The sequence below is a fragment of the Streptococcus pneumoniae genome (assembly GCA_040719455.1).
GTDB classification, from domain to species: Bacteria; Bacillota; Bacilli; order Lactobacillales; family Streptococcaceae; genus Streptococcus; species Streptococcus pneumoniae_G.
In genome coordinates this window covers 903,302-923,766 of the sequence record JBFDTN010000001.1, presented here as the reverse complement: position 1 = coordinate 923,766, position 20,465 = coordinate 903,302, and the positions used below count along the sequence as shown (strand labels likewise).

At 42.2% G+C, this 20,465-nt stretch carries 22 protein-coding genes; 19 read left to right on the top strand and 3 right to left on the bottom strand.

The features are described 5' to 3' along the window. Positions 1-36: 36 nt before the first annotated feature. The 6 genes from AB1I63_04395 (at position 37) to AB1I63_04370 (ending at position 5,705) form a co-directional block, all read left to right on the top strand. A complete protein-coding gene (locus AB1I63_04395; protein ID MEW4354125.1) occupies positions 37-450 on the top strand; it encodes a VOC family protein in 414 nt (137 codons plus the stop codon). 3 nt (positions 451-453) lie between these two features. Beyond that, on the top strand, positions 454-993 hold the full coding sequence (locus AB1I63_04390) for a hypothetical protein (GenBank protein MEW4354124.1): 540 nt from the start codon (positions 454-456) through the stop codon (positions 991-993). An 80-nt stretch (positions 994-1,073) separates the two neighbouring features. Continuing rightward, positions 1,074-1,292 (top strand): PspC domain-containing protein, encoded by a 219-nt coding sequence (locus tag AB1I63_04385; protein ID MEW4354123.1) that lies wholly within the window; start codon positions 1,074-1,076, stop codon positions 1,290-1,292. Positions 1,293-1,478: 186 nt separating this feature from the next. Continuing rightward, complete coding sequence (locus AB1I63_04380; GenBank protein ID MEW4354122.1) at positions 1,479-2,738, top strand: LysM peptidoglycan-binding domain-containing protein; 1,260 nt, start codon at positions 1,479-1,481, stop codon at positions 2,736-2,738. Between the two features lie 281 nt (positions 2,739-3,019). Then, on the top strand, positions 3,020-5,311 hold the full coding sequence (locus tag AB1I63_04375) for a DNA translocase FtsK (GenBank protein ID MEW4354121.1): 2,292 nt from the start codon (positions 3,020-3,022) through the stop codon (positions 5,309-5,311). A 7-nt stretch (positions 5,312-5,318) separates the two neighbouring features. Further along, positions 5,319-5,705 carry a VOC family protein gene (locus AB1I63_04370; GenBank protein ID MEW4354120.1) on the top strand — a complete coding sequence of 129 codons (387 nt, stop codon included), beginning with the start codon at positions 5,319-5,321 and terminating at the stop codon, positions 5,703-5,705. Between the two features lie 68 nt (positions 5,706-5,773). Here AB1I63_04370 and AB1I63_04365 read toward each other — a convergent pair whose 3' ends face one another. Continuing rightward, on the bottom strand, positions 5,774-6,127 hold the full coding sequence (locus tag AB1I63_04365; GenBank protein ID MEW4354119.1) for a DUF3397 family protein: 354 nt from the start codon (positions 6,125-6,127) through the stop codon (positions 5,774-5,776). Positions 6,128-6,325: 198 nt separating this feature from the next. Here AB1I63_04365 and rplK point away from each other — a divergent pair, with 198 nt between their 5' ends. From rplK to AB1I63_04305, 12 genes are all read left to right on the top strand, one after another. Next, positions 6,326-6,751, top strand: a complete 426-nt coding sequence (gene rplK, locus AB1I63_04360) for a 50S ribosomal protein L11 (GenBank protein MEW4354118.1) — start codon at positions 6,326-6,328, stop codon at positions 6,749-6,751. Between the two features lie 98 nt (positions 6,752-6,849). Beyond that, entirely contained in the window at positions 6,850-7,539 is a 690-nt protein-coding gene (gene rplA / locus AB1I63_04355; protein ID MEW4354117.1) for a 50S ribosomal protein L1, read from the top strand. Between the two features lie 120 nt (positions 7,540-7,659). Beyond that, complete coding sequence (pyrH, locus tag AB1I63_04350; GenBank protein MEW4354116.1) at positions 7,660-8,385, top strand: UMP kinase; 726 nt, start codon at positions 7,660-7,662, stop codon at positions 8,383-8,385. Between the two features lie 11 nt (positions 8,386-8,396). Further along, positions 8,397-8,783, top strand: coding sequence for a VOC family protein (locus AB1I63_04345; protein MEW4354115.1), 387 nt, complete (start codon positions 8,397-8,399; stop codon positions 8,781-8,783). A 19-nt stretch (positions 8,784-8,802) separates the two neighbouring features. Then, a complete protein-coding gene (gene frr, locus AB1I63_04340; GenBank protein MEW4354114.1) occupies positions 8,803-9,360 on the top strand; it encodes a ribosome recycling factor in 558 nt (185 codons plus the stop codon). A 103-nt stretch (positions 9,361-9,463) separates the two neighbouring features. Further along, positions 9,464-10,324, top strand: coding sequence for an RNA-binding virulence regulatory protein CvfB (gene cvfB, locus AB1I63_04335; protein MEW4354113.1), 861 nt, complete (start codon positions 9,464-9,466; stop codon positions 10,322-10,324). Positions 10,325-10,334: 10 nt separating this feature from the next. Further along, positions 10,335-11,372: a DNA polymerase III subunit delta gene (holA, locus tag AB1I63_04330; protein MEW4354112.1), complete on the top strand. Its 1,038-nt coding sequence runs from the start codon at positions 10,335-10,337 to the stop codon at positions 11,370-11,372. Positions 11,373-11,442: 70 nt separating this feature from the next. Beyond that, a complete protein-coding gene (sodA, locus tag AB1I63_04325) occupies positions 11,443-12,048 on the top strand; it encodes a superoxide dismutase SodA (GenBank protein MEW4354111.1) in 606 nt (201 codons plus the stop codon). A gap of 93 nt (positions 12,049-12,141) precedes the next feature. Next, complete coding sequence (locus tag AB1I63_04320) at positions 12,142-12,831, top strand: tRNA (adenine(22)-N(1))-methyltransferase TrmK (GenBank protein MEW4354110.1); 690 nt, start codon at positions 12,142-12,144, stop codon at positions 12,829-12,831. After that, positions 12,818-13,612: a Nif3-like dinuclear metal center hexameric protein gene (locus AB1I63_04315; protein MEW4354109.1), complete on the top strand. Its 795-nt coding sequence runs from the start codon at positions 12,818-12,820 to the stop codon at positions 13,610-13,612. The genes AB1I63_04320 and AB1I63_04315 overlap by 14 nt, the downstream gene beginning before the upstream one ends. Positions 13,613-13,620: 8 nt before the next feature. After that, a complete protein-coding gene (locus tag AB1I63_04310; GenBank protein MEW4354108.1) occupies positions 13,621-14,718 on the top strand; it encodes an FAD-dependent oxidoreductase in 1,098 nt (365 codons plus the stop codon). 1 nt (position 14,719) lies between these two features. Continuing rightward, complete coding sequence (locus AB1I63_04305) at positions 14,720-15,202, top strand: 8-oxo-dGTP diphosphatase (GenBank protein MEW4354107.1); 483 nt, start codon at positions 14,720-14,722, stop codon at positions 15,200-15,202. 186 nt (positions 15,203-15,388) lie between these two features. On the opposite strand, the gene AB1I63_04300 is transcribed toward AB1I63_04305, so the two are convergent. Together AB1I63_04300 and AB1I63_04295 are read right to left on the bottom strand one after the other, a co-directional pair. Then, the gene (locus AB1I63_04300) at positions 15,389-16,129 is read right to left on the bottom strand and encodes an amino acid ABC transporter ATP-binding protein (GenBank protein ID MEW4354106.1); all 741 of its coding nucleotides are present in this window, start codon (positions 16,127-16,129) and stop codon (positions 15,389-15,391) included. Continuing rightward, on the bottom strand, positions 16,129-18,300 hold the full coding sequence (locus AB1I63_04295) for an ABC transporter substrate-binding protein/permease (GenBank protein ID MEW4354105.1): 2,172 nt from the start codon (positions 18,298-18,300) through the stop codon (positions 16,129-16,131). Before AB1I63_04295 ends, AB1I63_04300 begins: the two co-directional genes overlap by 1 nt. A 161-nt stretch (positions 18,301-18,461) precedes the next feature. On the opposite strand from AB1I63_04295, the gene uvrB reads away from it, so the two are divergent. After that, complete coding sequence (gene uvrB, locus AB1I63_04290) at positions 18,462-20,450, top strand: excinuclease ABC subunit UvrB (protein MEW4354104.1); 1,989 nt, start codon at positions 18,462-18,464, stop codon at positions 20,448-20,450. Positions 20,451-20,465 lie beyond the last annotated feature (15 nt).

Below are 20,465 nucleotides of genomic sequence, written 5' to 3'. Positions count from 1 at the left end.
AGGATAGCTGTTAGAAAAAGAAAATGAGGAAATAATATGATTAAAGCACTAGAAATTTATTTGGTGACAGATGGTAACGGACAAGAAGCAGTGGAATTTTACAAGGATGCCCTTGGTGCAGAAGTTCTATCTTCTATCACATGGGGTGAACAAATTCCAGATTGCCCAGCTGATCGCGCTCATCTCTTGATGAATGCCCAGTTGAAAGTTGGTGAGCAACGGTTGATGATTTCAGATGAAAATCCTGACTTTACCTACAAGCATGGCTACAATATGACCGCTGCGATTATCGTGGATAGCATCGAAAGTGCCCAAGAGATTTACGGCAAATTGAGCCAAGATGCTCGTAAGATTCATTTGGAATTGCAGGAAACATTTTGGAGCCCTGCCTATGCGAATTTAGAAGATAAGTTTGGCATGATGTGGCAAATCTCAACGGAGGTGGGATAAAACGTGACAGCAGAAGAGCAGGTAAAAGATCTTTATAAGGACCACGCCCGTATGCCCTATATTGCACCTGATCGTGATTTGGCTACTTGGTTGCTTGATGCAAAGCCTGTTCCTAAACGCAATATGGAGCTATTAGCTGATGGACTTTTGGCGGGGGATATTATTCTCTTGTGGCGGATTCAGTTTGATACGTTTACAACGGATTCTGTTTTTCCTAAGTATTTTGAGTACACGTATGGTATTGATGCCAAAAAGCACTTAGAGGATTTGGTGGACAAGGGCTATGCTTATCTGGAGACAGCTTTTGATTCGCTTGATCATCTCAATGCGACTATGAAGAAAAATATCTTAAAAAGGAAAGGCATTACAGGTCTCTCCAAGATGAAAGCAGCAGACTTGAACCTTGCCTTAAAAGAGCATTTTTCAGAAAATGAATTAGCTCAAGCCTTTAGTGTACGAGGCTATAAATTGACGGATAAGGGAGAAGCTGTTCTTGCAGCAAATCCTGAGGTGATTGACCGCCACCCCAAGAAGAAATTTTAGTAGCAATATTCTTATAAAACTGGCTCAGCTAGCCAGTTTTTTGCTATAATAGAGAGAAAAAGAACGAAGGGGACAAATACATGCCTAAAAAACGATTGATGAGAGATGGTCGAAACAAGAAGATTGCAGGAGTTTGTGCAGGAGTAGCCAATTATTTTGACAGCGATCCAACACCAATTCGTTTGATTTGGGGAATTGCATTCTTTGTCTATGGTGCAGGTTTATTGCCTTATTTGATTTTATGGGCAGTGTTACCAGTAGATGATGGCTCTAGCTCAGATGATGCTATTTTTTATTAAAGCCTATCTGTAAAAAATCAAGTTACAACAAAGTGATAAATGACAGAACACATAGGAAATATTTCAAAATATTACATGAATTAGACAGTTCTGTAAAAACGATAGAAAAAAGCTGTCGAATTTTCAAAAGTATGGTATGATAGTTTCGTACTAAAAGAAAGAGGAAATTTTTTCATGAAATTTAAAATGAATAAAAAAGCAATGCTTTTATCTACTTTAGCATTATCATTTGCCCCAGTAGTCAGCGCTCAAGCAGACGAAGTGATGAAAGATTGGACACCACGTTCAGTGGAAGAAATCAAGGCAGATATGATGCGTAGTGAGAATAAACAAAGCTACACAGTCAAATACGGAGATACATTGAGCACGATTGCAGAAGCCTTTGATCTTGATTTGAATGTTCTTGCAAATATCAATAAAATTGCAAATGTTAACTTGATTTACCCTGATACAGTTTTGACGATTACATCAAACGAAAAAAATGAAATTACAGGTGTAGAAATTCAAACTCCAGCAACAGCACCAGTATCTGAGCAAGTAACTGCAAAGGCTGATTTAGATACGAATCAAGTCGTTGTTAACGATCAAGCTGTGGTTGTTGAGGATATGACAAAACCTGTGGAAGAAGTAACAGCTTCTATGCCTGCGACTGAAACAGCAGCTCCAGTAGTTGAAACCCCAGCTCCTGCAGAGATGAAAGAAGAGCAGCCAGAAGCAGCTCAACCAGAAGTAGCTCCTACTGCAACAGAAGCAGCACCATCAGCCCCTCAGATGGATGCAGCAGCTCCAGCGGTTGAAAATGAATCAGCAGCAGTAGAAACGTCAGCTCCAGCTGAAGCAACCCCAGCTTCTGAAGAGATGAAAGAAGAGCAGCCAGTAGAAGCAACTCAACCAGCAACAACTCCAGCTGTAACAGAGGAAGCACCATCAGCCCCTCAAATGGATGTAGCAGCTCCAGCAGTTGAAATGTCAGAACCAGCAGTAGCTAGTGAACCAGCGACAGTAGCAACTCCAGAAGTGGCACAACCAGCTCCAGCTCAGTCAACTTATGCAGCTCCAGCGGCAACAGATTACGCAGGAATTGCGGCAGCAAATCCTGAAAATGCAGGGCTTCAACCACAAACAGCAGCCTTCAAAGAAGAAGTAGCAAGTGCTTATGGTATTACTTCATTTAGTCTCTACCGTCCAGGGTCTGGTGATGACCATGGTAAAGGATTGGCAGTTGACTTTATGGTAGGAAATAATAGCGCGCTTGGAGATCAAGTGGCAGACTATGCGATTAACAATATCGGAAGCAAGGATATTTCTTATATCATCTGGAAACAACGTTTCTATGCACCATACGATAGCATCTACGGACCAGCTAATACTTGGAATCCAATGCCAGATCGTGGCGGTGTGACAGCCAACCACTTTGACCACGTTCATGTATCTATGAATCCATAATAACAATGTGCCTCGAAAGGTTTACTTTCGAGGTTTTTTTCTTGATGTTATAGTTATTTAGTTTTCATTTATTACATCGTTAACTCGTCTTGCTTAAACAGTCCAGTGGACTGTTTAAGGTTGGAAATAGGGATTATGCAATAATCCTCAGCTAATCTAAGTTATGCCAGCGACTCGTTGTCTCGTACTAAATCAAAACTAAACAACTATGCAATGTCGTGTTGGAATCCTTTGCTTTGATTTTGATAGAGTATGCGTCTAAAATGTGATATAATGAAGATATGGCAACACAGAAAAAGAAGAAAAATACACGGACAACGAGACGTCCGACAAAGGCAGAATTGGAACGGCAAAAAGCATTGAAACGGATGCTTTTAACGATTTTAGCAGTTTTTTTACTCCTTTTTGCGGCTCTTCGTTTGGGAGCTGTTGGAGTGACGCTTTATAATCTCATTCGACTGTTAGTGGGAAGTTTAGCCTATGTCCTTATCGCAGCTAGTTTGTGCTATCTTTTTGCTTTTAAAAAGATAGATAAAACCGAAGGAGCTAAGTCTGGCTTTTTAAGTTTTTTTGCAGGTCTAGCTCTCATCTTTGAGGCTTATTTTGTCATGGCAGTGAATGTCAAAGGACAAGTGTTCTCTACGACCTTGTCACGGATTGTGACGGATCTATTGGCTTTTCAAGTTAAGTCCTTTGCTGGGGGTGGTCTCTTTGGAGCGATCTTATATGGACCTATTGCCTTTTTATTTTCAAATATAGGGTCTTATTTTATTGGCTTACTCTTGATTTTATTAGGTGCTCTTCTCATGAGTCCATGGTCCATTTATGATGTGGCAGAGCATGCGATGACACGCTTTCACGAGTGGCAACAAGAGCGAGAAATCAAGCGTCAGAAGAAATTTGCAGAAAAAGAAGAACAAGCGCGCTTAAAGGAGCTGGAGCTTACTGAGAGGACTGTGGATATAGAAACTGGCGAAATCTTTGAAGATGATGTTCTCGCTCATACGCCAGTCATTATGGAAGAAATAGTAGAACCTGAGATTGTGGACTATGATGAGCAAGAACCATCTGGATTTGATGAGGAGACAGATTTGGAAGATGAGGGAGAGGAGATAGAGGTCTCTTTTGCGCCTACTCCCAAGGAGCACTTGGACTATAAGTTACCGAGTCTATCGCTTTTTGCTCCGGATAAGCCTAAAAATCAATCCAAAGAAAAGAAAATCGTTCGAGAAAATATCAAAATCTTGGAGGAAACCTTTGCCAGCTTTGGAATTAAAGCGACGGTGGAGCGAGCAGAGATTGGACCGTCTGTCACCAAGTATGAAGTGAAGCCAGCAGTCGGTGTACGGGTCAATCGTATCTCCAACCTAGCAGATGACTTGGCTTTGGCTTTAGCAGCCAAGGATGTGCGAATCGAAGCGCCTATCCCAGGGAAATCATTAGTAGGGATTGAAGTGCCAAACTCTGAGGTTGCAACGGTATCCTTTAGAGAGCTTTGGGAGCAGTCAAAGACAGATCCAACGAAGCTTCTTGAAATTCCACTTGGAAAGGCTGTGAATGGCTCATCTCGTTCCTTTGATTTGGCAAAAATGCCTCATCTGTTAGTAGCAGGGTCAACTGGTTCAGGGAAGTCGGTAGCGGTTAATGGTATCATTTCCAGCATTCTCATGAAAGCACGCCCAGATCAGGTTAAGTTTATGATGGTGGACCCCAAAATGGTTGAACTTTCTGTTTATAATGACATTCCACACCTTTTGATTCCAGTTGTGACCAATCCTCGAAAAGCTTCGCGGGCTCTTCAAAAGGTGGTCGATGAAATGGAAAATCGTTATGAATTGTTCTCAAAAGTAGGGGCACGAAACATTGCAGGCTTTAATGCTAAGGTGGAAGAATACAATGCTCAGACAGAGTACAAGCAGATTCCTCTGCCGTTGATTGTCGTCATTGTCGATGAGTTGGCGGATCTCATGATGGTCGCAAGCAAGGAAGTTGAGGATGCCATCATTCGCTTGGGTCAAAAGGCGCGTGCAGCTGGTATTCACATGATTCTAGCGACGCAGCGTCCGTCGGTTGATGTCATCTCTGGCTTGATTAAGGCAAATGTTCCCTCTCGGATTGCCTTTGCGGTATCAAGTGGGACAGATAGCAGGACTATTTTAGATGAAAATGGGGCAGAAAAACTATTGGGACGCGGAGATATGCTTTTTAAACCGATTGATGAAAATCATCCGGTGCGCCTGCAAGGTTCCTTCATTTCAGATGATGATGTAGAGCGGATTGTTGACTTTATCAAAAATCAAGCGGAAGCAGAGTATGATGAATCCTTTGATCCAGGTGAGGTTACAGAAGGAGACTTTGACGGGAATTCTAGTGATGGCAATGCTGGGGATCCGCTTTTTGAAGACGCAAAGACCCTTGTCATTGAAACGCAAAAAGCCAGTGCTTCCATGATTCAACGCCGTTTGTCGGTTGGTTTTAACCGAGCAACACGTCTTATGGAAGAGTTAGAAGCAGCAGGAGTTATCGGATCAGCAGAAGGCACGAAACCACGAAAAGTACTGCAACAAGAGTAGGAGATATATGGATTTAGCAAAGACACATCACATCGCCATTATCGGACACGATTATGAGAAGACTAAAACTTTTTATATTGAGAAATTAGGCTTTCAGCTACGGGATGAATATCACAGACCTGAAAAAAAGGATATTTTGATGAATGTTGTACAAGGAGACTTGGTACTTGAAATCTTTATCAAGGAAGATGCCCCCTTGCGCCCTGCTCTTCCTAATCCAGAACATACAGGCTTACGGCATTTGGCTTTTCGGGTGCGAGATGTCGAGGCTTGCCTGGCGGAGTTTGATGAGCTAGGTATTTCACATACTGAATTGCGCTATGATGACTTTGATGGGAAGAAGATGGCTTTCTTTTTTGACCCAGATGGTCTTCCCTTAGAGATTCATGAGTAAGAGAGTGATACAAGTTTGAGACAGAAGCCTCATAAGAAAAAACAGCTAGTTCAGATAGAACTAGCTGTTTATGTTTGTAAAAAGAGAGTGATAACCAAGGCTAAGTAGAGAAAGAAAGTCAGGATAAACCCTGCTCGAGAGAAGAATTTAAAGAACTTTGGATAGTAAAAAGAGCGCTTTTTTCGTAAAAAATAAAGGATGATAGTAATAGCGAGCAGAGAAAGCGAAAAGCCTAACTGCGGAAGCCAGCTATGGTAAAAGGATTTATCCGAAATGACGTAAAATTCCAAAGCAAACAGGGGAAAAGCCAAGTCGGCAAAATTCATTCCGAACTTTCTTAGGCGAAATACTTTTGCAATAATAATAGATACGATGAGCGTTAAAAAAATAAATAAAACGGCTGCAATTTTTAAGACTGTCATAATCTTATTGTATAAAGAAATGAGGAGAATGTAAAGTAAAGAAGAGGATTTTATCCAAAAATATTTTAAAATATCCTTACAAAATTCTTGCATTTCTTTTTTGAATATGCTAGACTAATAAGGTATGTCAAAGGGCATACTTGTGGGAGGTAAAAATCTAACCATTACCGCAAAAACCACAAAGGAGGATTTTTTAAAATGGCTAAAAAAGTCGAAAAACTTGTAAAATTGCAAATTCCTGCCGGTAAAGCGACACCAGCTCCACCAGTTGGACCAGCACTTGGTCAAGCAGGGATCAATATCATGGGATTCACAAAAGAGTTTAACGCTCGTACAGCTGATCAAGCTGGTATGATCATCCCAGTTGTTATCTCAGTGTATGAAGATAAATCATTTACATTCATCACGAAAACACCACCAGCTGCTGTTCTTTTGAAAAAAGCTGCAGGTGTTGAAAAAGGTTCAGGTACACCAAATAAAACGAAAGTTGCAACAGTTACTCGTGCACAAGTACAAGAAATTGCTGAAACTAAAATGCCAGATTTGAACGCTGCAAACATTGAGTCTGCAATGCGTATGATCGAAGGTACTGCTCGTTCTATGGGATTCACTGTTGTTGACTAATCAATAACATCCCGAAAACCCGCAAGACTTCATCATTTCTGATGAGTGACGTGGGAGATGAAAATCGATTGAACCACTACTTACAAGGAGAATAGAAAATGGCTAAAAAAAGCAAACAACTTCGTGCTGCTCTTGAAAAAATCGACAGCACAAAAGCATACAGCGTAGAAGAAGCTGTGGCTCTTGCAAAAGAAACTAACTTTGCAAAATTTGATGCAACTGTAGAAGTTGCTTATAACTTGAATATCGACGTTCGTAAAGCTGACCAACAAATCCGTGGTGCAATGGTATTGCCAAACGGAACTGGTAAAACTCAACGCGTTCTTGTTTTTGCACGTGGTGCAAAAGCTGAAGAAGCAAAAGCAGCAGGTGCAGATTTCGTAGGTGAAGATGACCTTGTTGCAAAAATCAACGACGGTTGGTTGGATTTTGATGTTGTTATCGCAACACCTGATATGATGGCACTTGTAGGACGTCTTGGACGTGTCCTTGGACCTCGTAACTTGATGCCAAACCCTAAAACTGGTACTGTAACAATGGATGTTGCAAAAGCAGTTGAAGAGTCTAAAGGTGGTAAAATTACTTACCGTGCTGACAAAGCAGGTAACGTACAAGCAATTATCGGTAAAGTATCATTTGATGCAGATAAATTGGTTGAAAACTTCAAAGCTTTCCATGAAGTAATGGTAAAAGCAAAACCAGCTACTGCCAAAGGGACTTACATGACTAACCTTACCATCACGACTACTCAAGGTATCGGAATCAAGGTTGATACAAACTCACTATAATGAGAAGCTCTGCTTTTAGCAGAGTTTTTTTCTGGAGAATTTTTCAGAAATTGAGGAATTTCGCTATATAAAAGCCAGAAAATGTGGTAAAATAATAAAGATAAAATAAGGAGAGTAAAAATGGGAAATCCTAAATATAAACGTATTTTGATTAAACTATCTGGTGAAGCCTTAGCGGGTGAACGTGGTGTGGGGATCGATATTGCCACTGTTCAAAAAATGGCAGAAGAGATTAAAGAAGTTCATAGTCTAGGAATTGAAATTGCCTTGGTAATTGGTGGTGGAAACCTTTGGCGTGGGGAGCCAGCAGCAGAAGCTGGTATGGATCGTGTGCAGGCAGACTACACTGGTATGCTTGGAACGGTGATGAATGCCCTCGTTATGGCAGACTCTCTTAAGCAAGTCGGAGTTGATACGCGAGTGCAGACAGCAATTGCCATGCAGCAGGTAGCAGAGCCCTTTGTTCGAGGACGTGCCCTTCGTCACTTGGAAAAAGGTCGTATTGTGATTTTTGGAGCTGGAACGGGTTCTCCTTATTTTTCAACAGATACCACTGCAGCTCTTCGTGCAGCTGAGATTGAAGCAGAAGCGATTCTCATGGCGAAAAATGGGGTGGACGGTGTTTATAATGCCGATCCGAAAAAAGACAAGACAGCTGTGAAATTTGATGAGTTGACCCACCGTGATGTGATTAACAAAGGTTTACGAATCATGGACTCAACAGCTTCTACCCTTTCTATGGATAATGATATTGACCTTGTCGTCTTTAATATGAATGAGCCAGGCAATATTAAACGTGTGGTCTTTGGGGAACAAATCGGAACAACAGTTTCAAACAATTTATAATGGAGACAACGATGAAAGTAAATGTCTATCTTCGTTTTAACGGTAGAGCTTTAGAAGCAATGACCTTTTACACGAAAGTATTTGAGACAGACTTTGTTGGACCTGTATTGGTAGATCCTGATACGAACCATCTGATCAATGCCTGTCTTGACTTGGGTGGCTTATTGATGTCAGCTAGTGATGTGGATGAAAAAGTTTCGAATCGCTTTTCTTCTATCAGTTTAGTGGCTGCATTCGATAGTCAGGAGAAAGCGAAGTCTATCTTTAGTCAATTAGCTGAGGATGGAGAGGTTATCCTTCCCTTTTCTCTACAAGACTGGGGAGACGAATGTGGACATGTCATCGATCGTTTTGGAATTAGCTGGGATATCTTGGTCCCAGGTGAAATGAATTATTGAACAATAAGGAGAAGAAAAAATGGCAAATACAATTGTAGAAAAAGCAAAAGAGAGAATGTCGCATTCTCATCAGAGTTTGGCGCGTGAGTTTGGAGGGATTCGTGCAGGTCGTGCTAATGCGAGTTTGTTGGATCGTATCAGTGTAGAATACTACGGGGTGGATACGCCTTTGAATCAAATCGCTTCTATCACGATTCCAGAAGCGCGTGTGCTTTTGGTGACTCCATTTGATAAGTCATCCGTGAAAGACATTGAACGTGCGATTAACGCTTCTGACTTGGGAATTACGCCAGCTAGTGATGGTTCTGTCATTCGCTTGGTGATTCCAGCCTTGACAGAGGAAACACGGAAAGAATTAGCCAAAGAAGTGAAAAAAGTGGGCGAAAATGCAAAAATTGCTATCCGTAATATCCGCCGTGATGCTATGGATGAAGCGAAAAAGCAAGAAAAAGCCAAAGAAATTACAGAAGATGAATTGAAAGGTCTTGAAAAAGACATCCAAAAAGTAACGGATGATGCCGTGAAACATATCGATGAAATGACAGCAACCAAAGAAAAAGAGTTGTTGGAAGTGTAATGTTATGGGGCAGGGAGGTTTCCCTGCCTTTTGTTTATGAAAGATTGGCTAAAACAGTTTTACCGTCTTTTGTATAAACAATACTCAAAATAGAAAGAAAATGATGAATACAAATCTAGCAACCTTTATTACAGGGATGATTATTGATGAAAATGCTCAGTTTTACTTTGTCCAAAAGGATGGAGCGACCTATGCTCTTGATAAGGCAGAAGGTGAGCATGCGATTGGAGAAAGTGTCAAAGGCTTTGCTTATACGGATTATAAGCAAAAATTACGCTTGACAACGCGTGAGGTAGCAACGACGCAAACAACGTTTGGCTGGGGAGAAGTGACAGATGTCCGCAAGGATTTAGGAGTGTTTGTGGATACTGGGCTTCCGGATAAGCAAGTGGTGGTGTCTTTGGATATTTTACCAGAGCTAAAAGAATTGTGGCCTAAAAAAGGAGACAAACTCTACATTCGATATGAAGTGGACAGCAAGGACCGCATTTGGGGAATTTTGGCTGATCAGATGGATTTTCAGCGCCTAGCTAAGCCTGCCTATGACAATATGCACAATCAAAATTGGCCAGCTATTGTCTATCGCTTGAAGCTATCTGGTACGTTTGTCTACTTGCCTGAAAATAATATGCTTGGCTTTATTCATCCCAGTGAACGCTATGCAGAACCACGCCTTGGGCAGGTCTTGGATGCGCGTGTGATTGGTTTTAGAGACATTGATCGCACGTTAAATCTGTCTATCAAACCACGTTCCTTTGAAATGTTGGAAAACGATGCTCAGATGATTTTGACCTATCTGGAAAGCAATGGTGGTTTTATGACCTTAAATGACAAGTCAGATCCAGCAGACATCAAGGCAGTTTTTGGCATTTCAAAAGGTCAATTCAAAAAAGCCTTGGGAGGTTTGATGAAAGCAAAGAAAATCAAGCAAGATGCCTTTGGAACTGAATTGATCAGTAAGTAGGAAGATAACCATGTTAGCAATTGAGACCATTCAAACCCTAACAAGGGCAAATTTGCCTAGTTTAACGGTATTGACAGGTGATGATGTGGGTCAGTTTGAAGAGCTAAAGCGTGTGTTTCTGGATAAGATAGGCTATGATCGCGCAGACTTGAATATCTCTTATTTTGATATGAAAGAGGCGCAGTACTCTGATGTGGAAAATGATTTGATTAGCCTGCCCTTTTTTGAGGATGAAAAGTTGGTGATTTTGGATCACTTTCTTGATTTGACCACTGCTAAAAAGCGCTATCTGTCTGATGAGGATTTAAAGGCTTTTGAGGCTTACTTGGAGGAGCCAGTTCCGACGACTCGCTTGATTATCTTTTCAGAAGGAAAACTAGACAGCAAACGGCGCTTGGTCAAATTACTCAAGCGAGATGGTAAGCTCATAGAGGCAAATGAGCCTAAAGAAGAAGAGATTCGGAATTATTTTAGCCAGCTGGCTCATGAAAAAGGACTCCAATTTGCTCCACAGGTTTTTGAGGAATTGCTGCTTAAATCCAGTTTTCAATTCAGTGAAATGAGCAAAAATCTAGCCTTTTTAGAGAGCTATAAAGAGACGGGTACAATCTCGTCGGAGGATATTGTCGAAGCTATTCCAAAGACGCTTCAGGACAATATCTTTGATCTGACTCAGCTGATTTTAAGTCGAAAGATTGATCTAGCAAGGAGCTTGGTGCAAGATTTGCGACTGCAAGGTGAGGATGAAATCAAGCTGATTGCCATTATGTTAGGACAATTTCGGACTTTCCTTCAAGTTAAGCTATTGTCAAAAGAAGCAAGGAGTGAGGTGCAGATAGCCTCAGACTTGTCTCAGTATCTCGGTCGAAAAGTCAATCCTTATCAGGTTAAATATGCGTTGCGAGATAGTCGGAGGCTCAGCTTGTCCTTTTTACAAAATGCTATTTCATGCTTGATTGAGACAGATTATCAGATTAAATCTGGAGTTTATGACAAGGATTATCTTTTTGACCTTGCGCTTTTAAAGATTGCTCAAGAGAATTTCTAAACAAATCTCTTGAACATTTGAGGTGATTGCGTTATCATTTTTATAGAAGAAATCGAAAAGGAGAATACCAATGGCGATTATTTTACCAGACCTTCCTTATGCTTATGATGCTTTGGAGCCTTATATTGATGCGGAAACCATGCATTTGCACCATGACAAACACCATGCGACCTATGTAGCAAATGTCAATGCTGCTCTTGAAAAACACCCTGAAATCGGTGAGGACCTAGAAAAACTCTTGGCAGATGTGGAGTCTATCCCAGCAGATATCCGCCAAGCGGTTATCAATAATGGTGGTGGTCATTTGAACCATGCTCTTTTCTGGGAGCTTATGACACCTGCAACAACTGAACCATCTGCTGAGCTTGCGGCAGATATTGCAGCAACATTTGGCTCTTTTGAAGAATTCCAAGCAGCTTTCACACAAGCAGCAACGACTCGTTTTGGTTCTGGTTGGGCTTGGCTTGTGGTGAACAAAGAAGGCAAGCTAGAAGTAACCTCAACAGCTAATCAAGACACACCAATCTCAGAAGGTAAAACACCAATCTTGGGCTTGGATGTGTGGGAACATGCTTACTATGTCAAATACCGCAATGTACGTCCAGATTATATCAAGGCATTTTTCTCAGTGATTAACTGGAATAAGGTAGATGAACTGTACGCAGCAGCTAAATAATCCATCCGAAGAGGAAAGGGAGACCTTCTCCTCTTTTTTTCTGTCTCTAAACATGCTATACTAGAGAGGATTAGACTAGAAATGAGAAGTGATATGCAAAAAAAACAGATTTCAAAACGATTGGCAGCTGTGGCAAGCTTTGTTCCTCCTGGAGCAAGATTAGTAGATGTGGGGAGTGATCATGCGTATCTTCCGATTTATCTCATGCAAAAAGGAGCGCTAGAAAAAGCAGTGGCAGGTGAAGTGGTGGCAGGTCCTTACCAGTCGGCTTGCCAAAATGTGGCGGATCACTTGATGACAGAAAAGATTGAGGTTCGTTTGGCTAATGGCTTAGAGGCTTTTGATAAGGATGATGAGATGGATACCTTGGTAGTTGCAGGAATGGGAGGACGCTTGATTTCAGAAATTCTCGCTGCTGATGAAGAAAAGCTATCGGGCCTGAATCGCTTGATTTTACAGCCCAATAACCATGAAAAACGACTTCGTAGCTGGCTAAATACACATGGCTGGGTAATTGTGGCAGAAGACATTTTAGAAGAAGCTGGGAAAATCTATGAAATTTTAGTGGCTGAAAAAGGAGAACAAACGCTCTCGAGCCAAGAATTGAGCTTTGGTCCTTATTTGCTAAAGGGAAAATCAGCTATTTTTCAGCAAAAATGGCAGCAGGAGCAGGAAAAGCTCAGTCTAGCCCTGTCTCGTATTCCTGAAAAGCATGAAACAGAGCGGAGTCAACTGGCTCATAAGATTCAAGAAATCAAGGAGATTTTAGATGTTAGCAAGTGATGTTATCAAACGCTATGAGGCTTTTTGCCCTCAGGAATTATCAATGGAGGGCGATAGTGTAGGGCTTCAGATTGGAACTCTTAACAAGGATATTAAAAAAGTCATGTTGGCTTTAGATGTACGAGAGCAGACCGTTCAGGAAGCGATTGAAAAACAAGTGGATTTGTTGATTGTCAAACATGCTCCGATTTTTCGACCGATTAAACATCTCTGTGCGGACAGTCCTCAAAATCAAATCTATATGGATTTAATCAAGCACGATATTGCTGTTTATGTCAGTCATACCAATATTGATGTGGTCAAAGGTGGTTTGAATGATTGGTTCTGCGAATTGCTGGAGGTTGAGGTGGAAGATGTCTTGCGTGAGATAGCTCCCAATGAAGGCATTGGGCGGGTTGGACGGATTTCTCCTCAGTCTTTTGGAAGATTTGCTCAGAAAGTTAAGGAAGTCTTTGGACTTGATAGTTTGCGCATGATTTCCTACGGGAATGATGAAGAGAAGATGATTGAGAGAGTGGCCATTTGTGGTGGTAGTGGGGATTCTTTTTTCCGCGATGCTGTGAAAAAGCAAGCAGATGTCTATATCACAGGAGATATTTACTACCATACGGCGCAAGATATGCTATCAGAAGGGCTCTTGGCGCTTGATCCGGGTCATTATATTGAGGTGCTCTTTGTCAGTCGTTTAGCAGCTTTGTTTGAAGAATGGAAAAAAGAGGAGAAGTGGGACGTGGACATTTTGGCTAGTCAAGCTAGTACCAATCCATTCTCCCATCTTTAGGAGTCAGGATGAAGAAAATTGCAATTATCGGAGCGGGCATTGTCGGCTCAACCGCTGCCTATTATCTTTCAAAAGTAACAGACTATGAGATGACAGTGTTTGATGAGGGAGTGGGGCAGGCAACCAAGGCAGCAGCAGGAATTATCAGCCCGTGGTTTTCTAAGCGCCGCAATAAAGCCTGGTACAAAATGGCTCGTTTGGGAGCAGATTTTTATCAGACATTGGTAGAAGATTTAAAAGCTGATGGTTTTTCAACAGATTTTTACCAACAATCAGGTGTCTATCTTCTCAAGAAAAATGAAGAGAAACTAGAAGAACTCTATGAATTGGGGAAGAGCAGACGAACAGAATCTCCTTTAATCGGAGAGCTGAAAATCATCAATAGAGAAGAAGTGAACGCTGTCTTTCCAAGTCTACAAGGGTTTGAGAAGCTTTTATATGCGAGCGGTGGTGCACGTGTGGAAGGGAGCCAGCTGACCTCAACTCTTCTTGCTGCAAGTGGAGTGACAAAGATAAAGAAAAAGGTATGCTTACAGCGTACTCCAGATGGCTATGAGGTGGACGGACAGCTGTTTGACTGTGTGCTTGTGACAGCAGGGGCTTGGTTGGGTCAGCTTTTGTCTCCTTTGAGCTATGAGGTCGATGTCAGACCGCAAAAAGGGCAGTTACGAGATTATCAGTTAGAGATGGAGACAAATGATTATCCTGTCGTCATGCCAGAGGGGGAGCTAGATATCATTCCTTTTCTTGGTGGCAAGATGAGTGTTGGAGCTAGCCATGAGAATGACCGTGGATTTGACCTCACACCAGAGCAAGCTGTTTTAGAAGCTTTGGAAGCAGAAGCGATGATCTATTATCCAGTATTAGCACAAGCTAGTAAGATTCGTGAGCGCGTGGGTATTCGTGCCTATACGAGCGATTTTTCGCCTTTTTACGGCTCAGTTCCCCATGAAAAAGCATTGTATGTGGCGAGTGGTTTAGGCTCCTCAGGTTTGACAACAGGGCCTTTAATTGGCTATGAATTAGCCCAAATGGTGCAGGGGGAAAAAGGATGGCTAGATAGCTGTGACTATCCTGTGAGCAGTTATGTTCAGAAAAGAGGCTAGGATGGCAGAAAACATTGTAAATTATGTCAATATTTGTGTAAAAAAAGGCGATCAAGTTCTGTTACTCAATCGCCAGCATGATGATCTTAAGGGCTGGATTCAGCCAGGTGGAAAGATTGAATTTCCAGAGTCATTCTTTGAGGCTGCTAAGCGAGAATTAAAGGAAGAGACAGGCTTGACAGCTCTCAATTTGCAACTCAAGGGCATTTCTGGCTTTACCAATCCAAAAAAGCCAGAGCGCTATGTCTATTATGATTTTCTCTGCGAGGACTTTGAAGGGGAATTACTCAGTGAATCACGAGAAGGGCAACCCAAATGGTGGTCTATCAAGGAACTAGATAGCCTAGACATGCAGGATGATATTCGAGAGCGCCTTCCACTTTATTGGCGAAAAGGATCGTTTGAGCGGATTCATTATTGGGATGAGGACCGCCACTGTATCGCTGAAACCAAGACTATTTTGTACGATGAAGGGAGTAAATAGTCTCTATTTGAATGTGAATAGTATAGTCATTTAGTTTTAATTTATTACGTCGTTAACTCATCTTGCCTAACTCTAGTTATGCCTGCGACTCGTTGCCTCGTACTAAATCAAAACTAAACAACTATAAAAATCCGTTTGGAAATTTGTTCCAAACGGATTTTTTAGTGATAATCTAGTGTCAATCCACTAGACATTTAAGACTTTGTCTAAGAAATCTTTGAGACGCGGATGTTGCGGATTGTCAAAGATTTGGTCAGGTGTACCGTCCTCAAGGAATTCACCGTCTGCGGTGAAAATCACGCGGTTCGCCACTTGACGGGCAAATCCCATTTCATGTGTGACGATAATCATGGTCATGCCTTGCTCAGCTAGCTCTTTCATAACGTTTAATACATCGCCGACCATTTCAGGGTCAAGGGCTGATGTAGGTTCATCAAAGAGCATAATGTCTGGATTCATTGCAAGCCCTCTTGCAATGGCTACACGTTGTTTCTGACCTCCAGAAAGGCTATCTGGCATTGCATCTGCCTTGTCTGCAAGCCCTACCTTCTCCAGTAAGTCCATACCGATCTTATCAGCCTCAGCTTGGCTGTAACGCTTGTGCTCAACTGGGGCAAATGTGATATTTTCTAAAACCGTCATGTGTGGGAAGAGGTTGAAGTGTTGAAAGACCATTCCGATATCTTCACGGACCACATCGACATTGGTTGACTTTTCTGTCAAATCATAACCATTGACGGTGATATGACCGCTAGTCACATCTTCAAGGAGATTGAGACTGCGTAGGAAGGTGGATTTTCCAGAACCAGAAGGTCCGATGATACAAACCACATCGCCTTCGTAGAATTTAGTGGTAATGCCTTTTAAGACTTCGTTTTCCCCGTAGTATTTGTGCAAGTCATTGACATCAATTTTTAGTTTTGCCATTATTTAATCCTCTTTTCTAAGCGTTTTGCTAGTCTAGTCAAGAGCGTGATAATGATGAGGTAGAAGACTGCAAGAATCGCATACATTTTGAAACTTTGGTAGTTTCGTGCGATGATGATCTTCCCTGTTTGGAAGAGTTCCACAAGACCGATAGCCGATACGATGGTTGTATCTTTCAGTGCAATGACAAATTGGTTGACAAAGTTTGGCAACATAATCTTAGTCGCTTGTGGAAGAATAATCTTTCTCATAGTCTTGCTGTAAGAAATTCCAAGGCTGCGGCTGGCTTCCATTTGTCCAGATGGTACGGCTTGAATCCCCCCACGGACGATTTCCGCGATGTACGCTCCTGCGTTTAGAGAAAGGGCGATAGTTCCTGCAACAAAGTCATTGATTGGGCTTTGTTGGCCAGTCATTGATTCGATGAGGTTTGGAATCCCCCAGAAGATAAAGGCTGCAAGAATCATGAGTGGAATCCCACGGATGACATCGACAAAGATTTCAGAAAGAATGCGAAGACCTTTGATAGGACTTACGCTGAACATTCCAAAGATAATCCCGATGACAATGGCAATAGCAAAGGATACAAGGGCAAGAGCAAGTGTGACACCAAGTCCGCTCAAGAGCTGTTTATAATTGTTTTTAAGCAGTCCTAGAATAGTTGTTTCATCGACTGCTTCTGCTTCAGATGAAGATTCTTTAGCGAGGTATTTATTAAGAATTGCTTGATACTCACCGCTTGCTTTTAGGTTGGCAAGTCCGTTGTTGAACATTTCGATCAGTTCAGGATTGCTGCCTTTTTTCACAGCAAATGCCATATCTCCGATAGGAGTCCCAGCGATAGGGGTTTTTAATTTTTGACCTTGGCTGATAGAGTATTTGACAACAGGTTCGTCGTCCATAACCGCTACGACAGATCCAGCATTGAGGCTATCGTACATAGCTGAAGCTTCTGCAAAAGTCTTGATTTTATAACCGTATTTGTCTTGGTTTTCTGTAAGGAAGGTTTGAGAAGCTGTACCGTTTTTAACGCCAACAGTCTTTCCTTTTAACTCTTCGTAGCTGCTAATCTTGCTATTTTCTTTTACTGCAAGGATGGCATTAGACGTGTAGTAAGGCTCTGAGAAATCAAAGGTTTCTTTGCGGGCGTCGGTTACAGACATACCTGCAATCATACCGTCTGCTTGACCTGATTGAATCGCATTTAAGGCAGCGTCAAAACCAGGATTGCTAATGTCGATTGAGAAACCTTGGTCTTTGGCAATCGCCTTAATCAAGTCCATATCAATACCAGTGTATTGATTGTTGTCATTTTGGAAAACGAAAGGTGCAAATGACGAATCGCTGACGATGGTATATTTGGCTTTGACAGGTGTAGCCTTTTGTCCAGCTGGTGTAGTGGTTTCTGGAGTAGTGGTTGTTGCACTTTCACTTGATGAAGTCCACTTGCTGATGATTTGCTCTAGGCTACCGTCTTTTTTCATTTGGGATAAAGCTTCGTTGAACTCAGTGATGAGGTATTCGTATTTGCTTCCTTTTTTCACCCCAAAGGCAAAGCTACCGACTGCTTCACCGTCCATATCGATTTTGAGGTCTTGACCTTTATTGATAGCGTATTCGATAACTGGCTTATCATCCATAACAGCATCAATCGCACCAGCTGAGAGGCTGTTGTACATCAAATCACCTGTATCAAAGGTTTTGATGGTAAAGCCATATTGGTCCTTGATTTTTTCAAGGAAGCGCTGTGCAGCTGTACCGTTTTTGACTCCGACAGTCTTGCCACGGAGTTGTTCATAGGTGCTTATGGTATTTGCCTTGGTGGTTGCGATGACGACCTTGGTATCATAGTAGGTATCTGACATGGTAAAGACTTTTTCACGTTCTTTTGTCTTGGTCATTCCTGCCATGATGGCATCAGCCTGTCCTGCTTGGACAGCATTTACTGCGGCATCAAAGCCTGGGAAAGTCATATCAATATCCCAGCCTTTAAGCTCGGCTACTTTGTTGATAATATCAACGTCGATTCCTTTGTAAGTTTGGTCTGAATCTTTAAATTCAAATGGGGCATAGGCAGTGTCTGAAACGATTTTGATCGTGTCAGCATTTATACTGCTCACAGCCAAGATTGGAAATAAAAACAGCAATAATGCTAGTATTTTTTTCTTCATGGTTGTCTCCTTCTATAAGATATGTTTACGATTATAGCAAAAAAAACTGTTTTTGGCAAATTTTAATATTTCTCATGTAAGATAACATGACATGAAGTGATTTAGAGATGAAAAATGACCTGACTAAAAACTTATGATAAAATAGAAGAAAGAGGTAACCTATGATTGATAGAATAACAAATAATAAGTTTAAATTAGTGTCCAAATACCAGCCTTCAGGTGATCAACCAGAGGCGATTGAGACCTTGGTTGATAATATTGAGGGGGGCGAAAAAGCTCAGATTTTACTAGGAGCAACAGGGACAGGGAAGACCTATACCATGAGTCAGGTCATTTCTCGGGTGAATAAGCCGACCCTTGTTATCGCCCATAACAAGACCTTGGCAGGACAGCTCTACGGCGAGTTCAAGGAATTTTTCCCCGAAAATGCCGTCGAGTATTTCGTTTCCTACTATGATTACTACCAGCCAGAAGCCTATGTGCCGTCTAGTGATACTTATATCGAAAAGGACAGCTCGGTCAATGATGAGATCGATAAACTTCGCCACTCGGCAACCTCAGCGCTTTTAGAGCGTAACGATGTGATTGTGGTGGCGTCTGTCTCTTGTATCTACGGTCTGGGTTCGCCCAAGGAATATGCGGATAGCGTGGTGAGCCTGCGTCCAGGGCTTGAAATCTCACGAGATAAGCTGCTCAATGATTTGGTCGATATTCAGTTTGAGCGCAATGATATTGACTTTCAGCGTGGACGTTTCCGTGTCCGTGGCGATGTGGTCGAGATTTTCCCAGCTAGCCGAGACGAGCATGCCTTTCGAGTGGAATTTTTCGGTGATGAGATTGATCGGATTCGTGAGATTGAGGCTCTGACAGGGCAGGTCTTGGGAGAAGTGGATCACTTGGCAATTTTCCCTGCTACGCACTTTGTGACCAGTGATGATTATATGGAAACAGCCATTAGCAAGATTCAAGCAGAACTTGCGGATCAGCTAGAACTCTTTGAAAAAGAAGGCAAGCTCCTTGAAGCCCAACGTCTCAAACAGCGGACAGAGTATGATATTGAGATGCTACGGGAAATGGGCTACACCAACGGGGTCGAAAATTACTCTCGCCATATGGACGGGCGTAGCGAAGGTGAGCCGCCTTATACCCTGCTTGATTTTTTCCCAGATGATTTTCTGATTATGATTGACGAAAGCCACATGACTATGGGGCAAATCAAGGGGATGTATAACGGTGACCGTTCGCGTAAGGAGATGCTGGTTAATTATGGTTTTCGCCTGCCTAGTGCGCTTGATAACCGTCCGCTGCGCCGTGAGGAATTTGAAAGTCATGTGCATCAGATTGTCTATGTGTCTGCGACACCAGGTGATTATGAAAATGAGCAGACTGATACTATTGTCGAGCAAATTATTCGGCCGACAGGGCTCCTAGATCCTGAAGTTGAAGTTCGTCCAACCATGGGACAAATGGACGACTTGCTAGGTGAGATTAACGCGCGTGTGGAAAAAGGTGAGCGGACCTTTATCACAACCCTGACCAAGAAAATGGCAGAAGACTTGACCGACTATCTCAAAGAAATGGGCGTCAAGGTCAAGTACATGCATAGTGATATCAAGACTTTGGAGCGGACAGAGATTATTCGCGATCTCCGCTTGGGCGTTTTCGATGTCCTCATCGGAATCAACCTCCTGCGGGAGGGGATTGACGTGCCAGAGGTGAGTCTGGTTGCGATTTTGGATGCAGACAAGGAAGGATTTTTGCGCAACGAGCGCGGTCTGATTCAGACCATTGGACGTGCAGCCCGCAATAGCGAAGGCCATGTCCTTATGTATGCGGACAAGATTACGGAATCCATGCAGCGTGCCATGGATGAGACCGCCCGCCGTCGTCAAATTCAAATGGACTACAATGAAAAACACGGCATTGTTCCGCAGACTATCAAGAAAGAAATCCGCGATTTGATTAGCGTGACCAAGGCAGTCCTTCCTGATAAGGAAGAAACGGTCGACATTGAAAGTCTCAATAAGCAAGAGCGTAAAGACATGATTAAGAAGCTAGAAGGTCAGATGCAGGAAGCAGCAGGACTCCTAGACTTCGAACTCGCAGCCCAACTCCGCGACATGATTTTGGAAATCAAGGCTTTGGATTAGATATGAAGATTCACA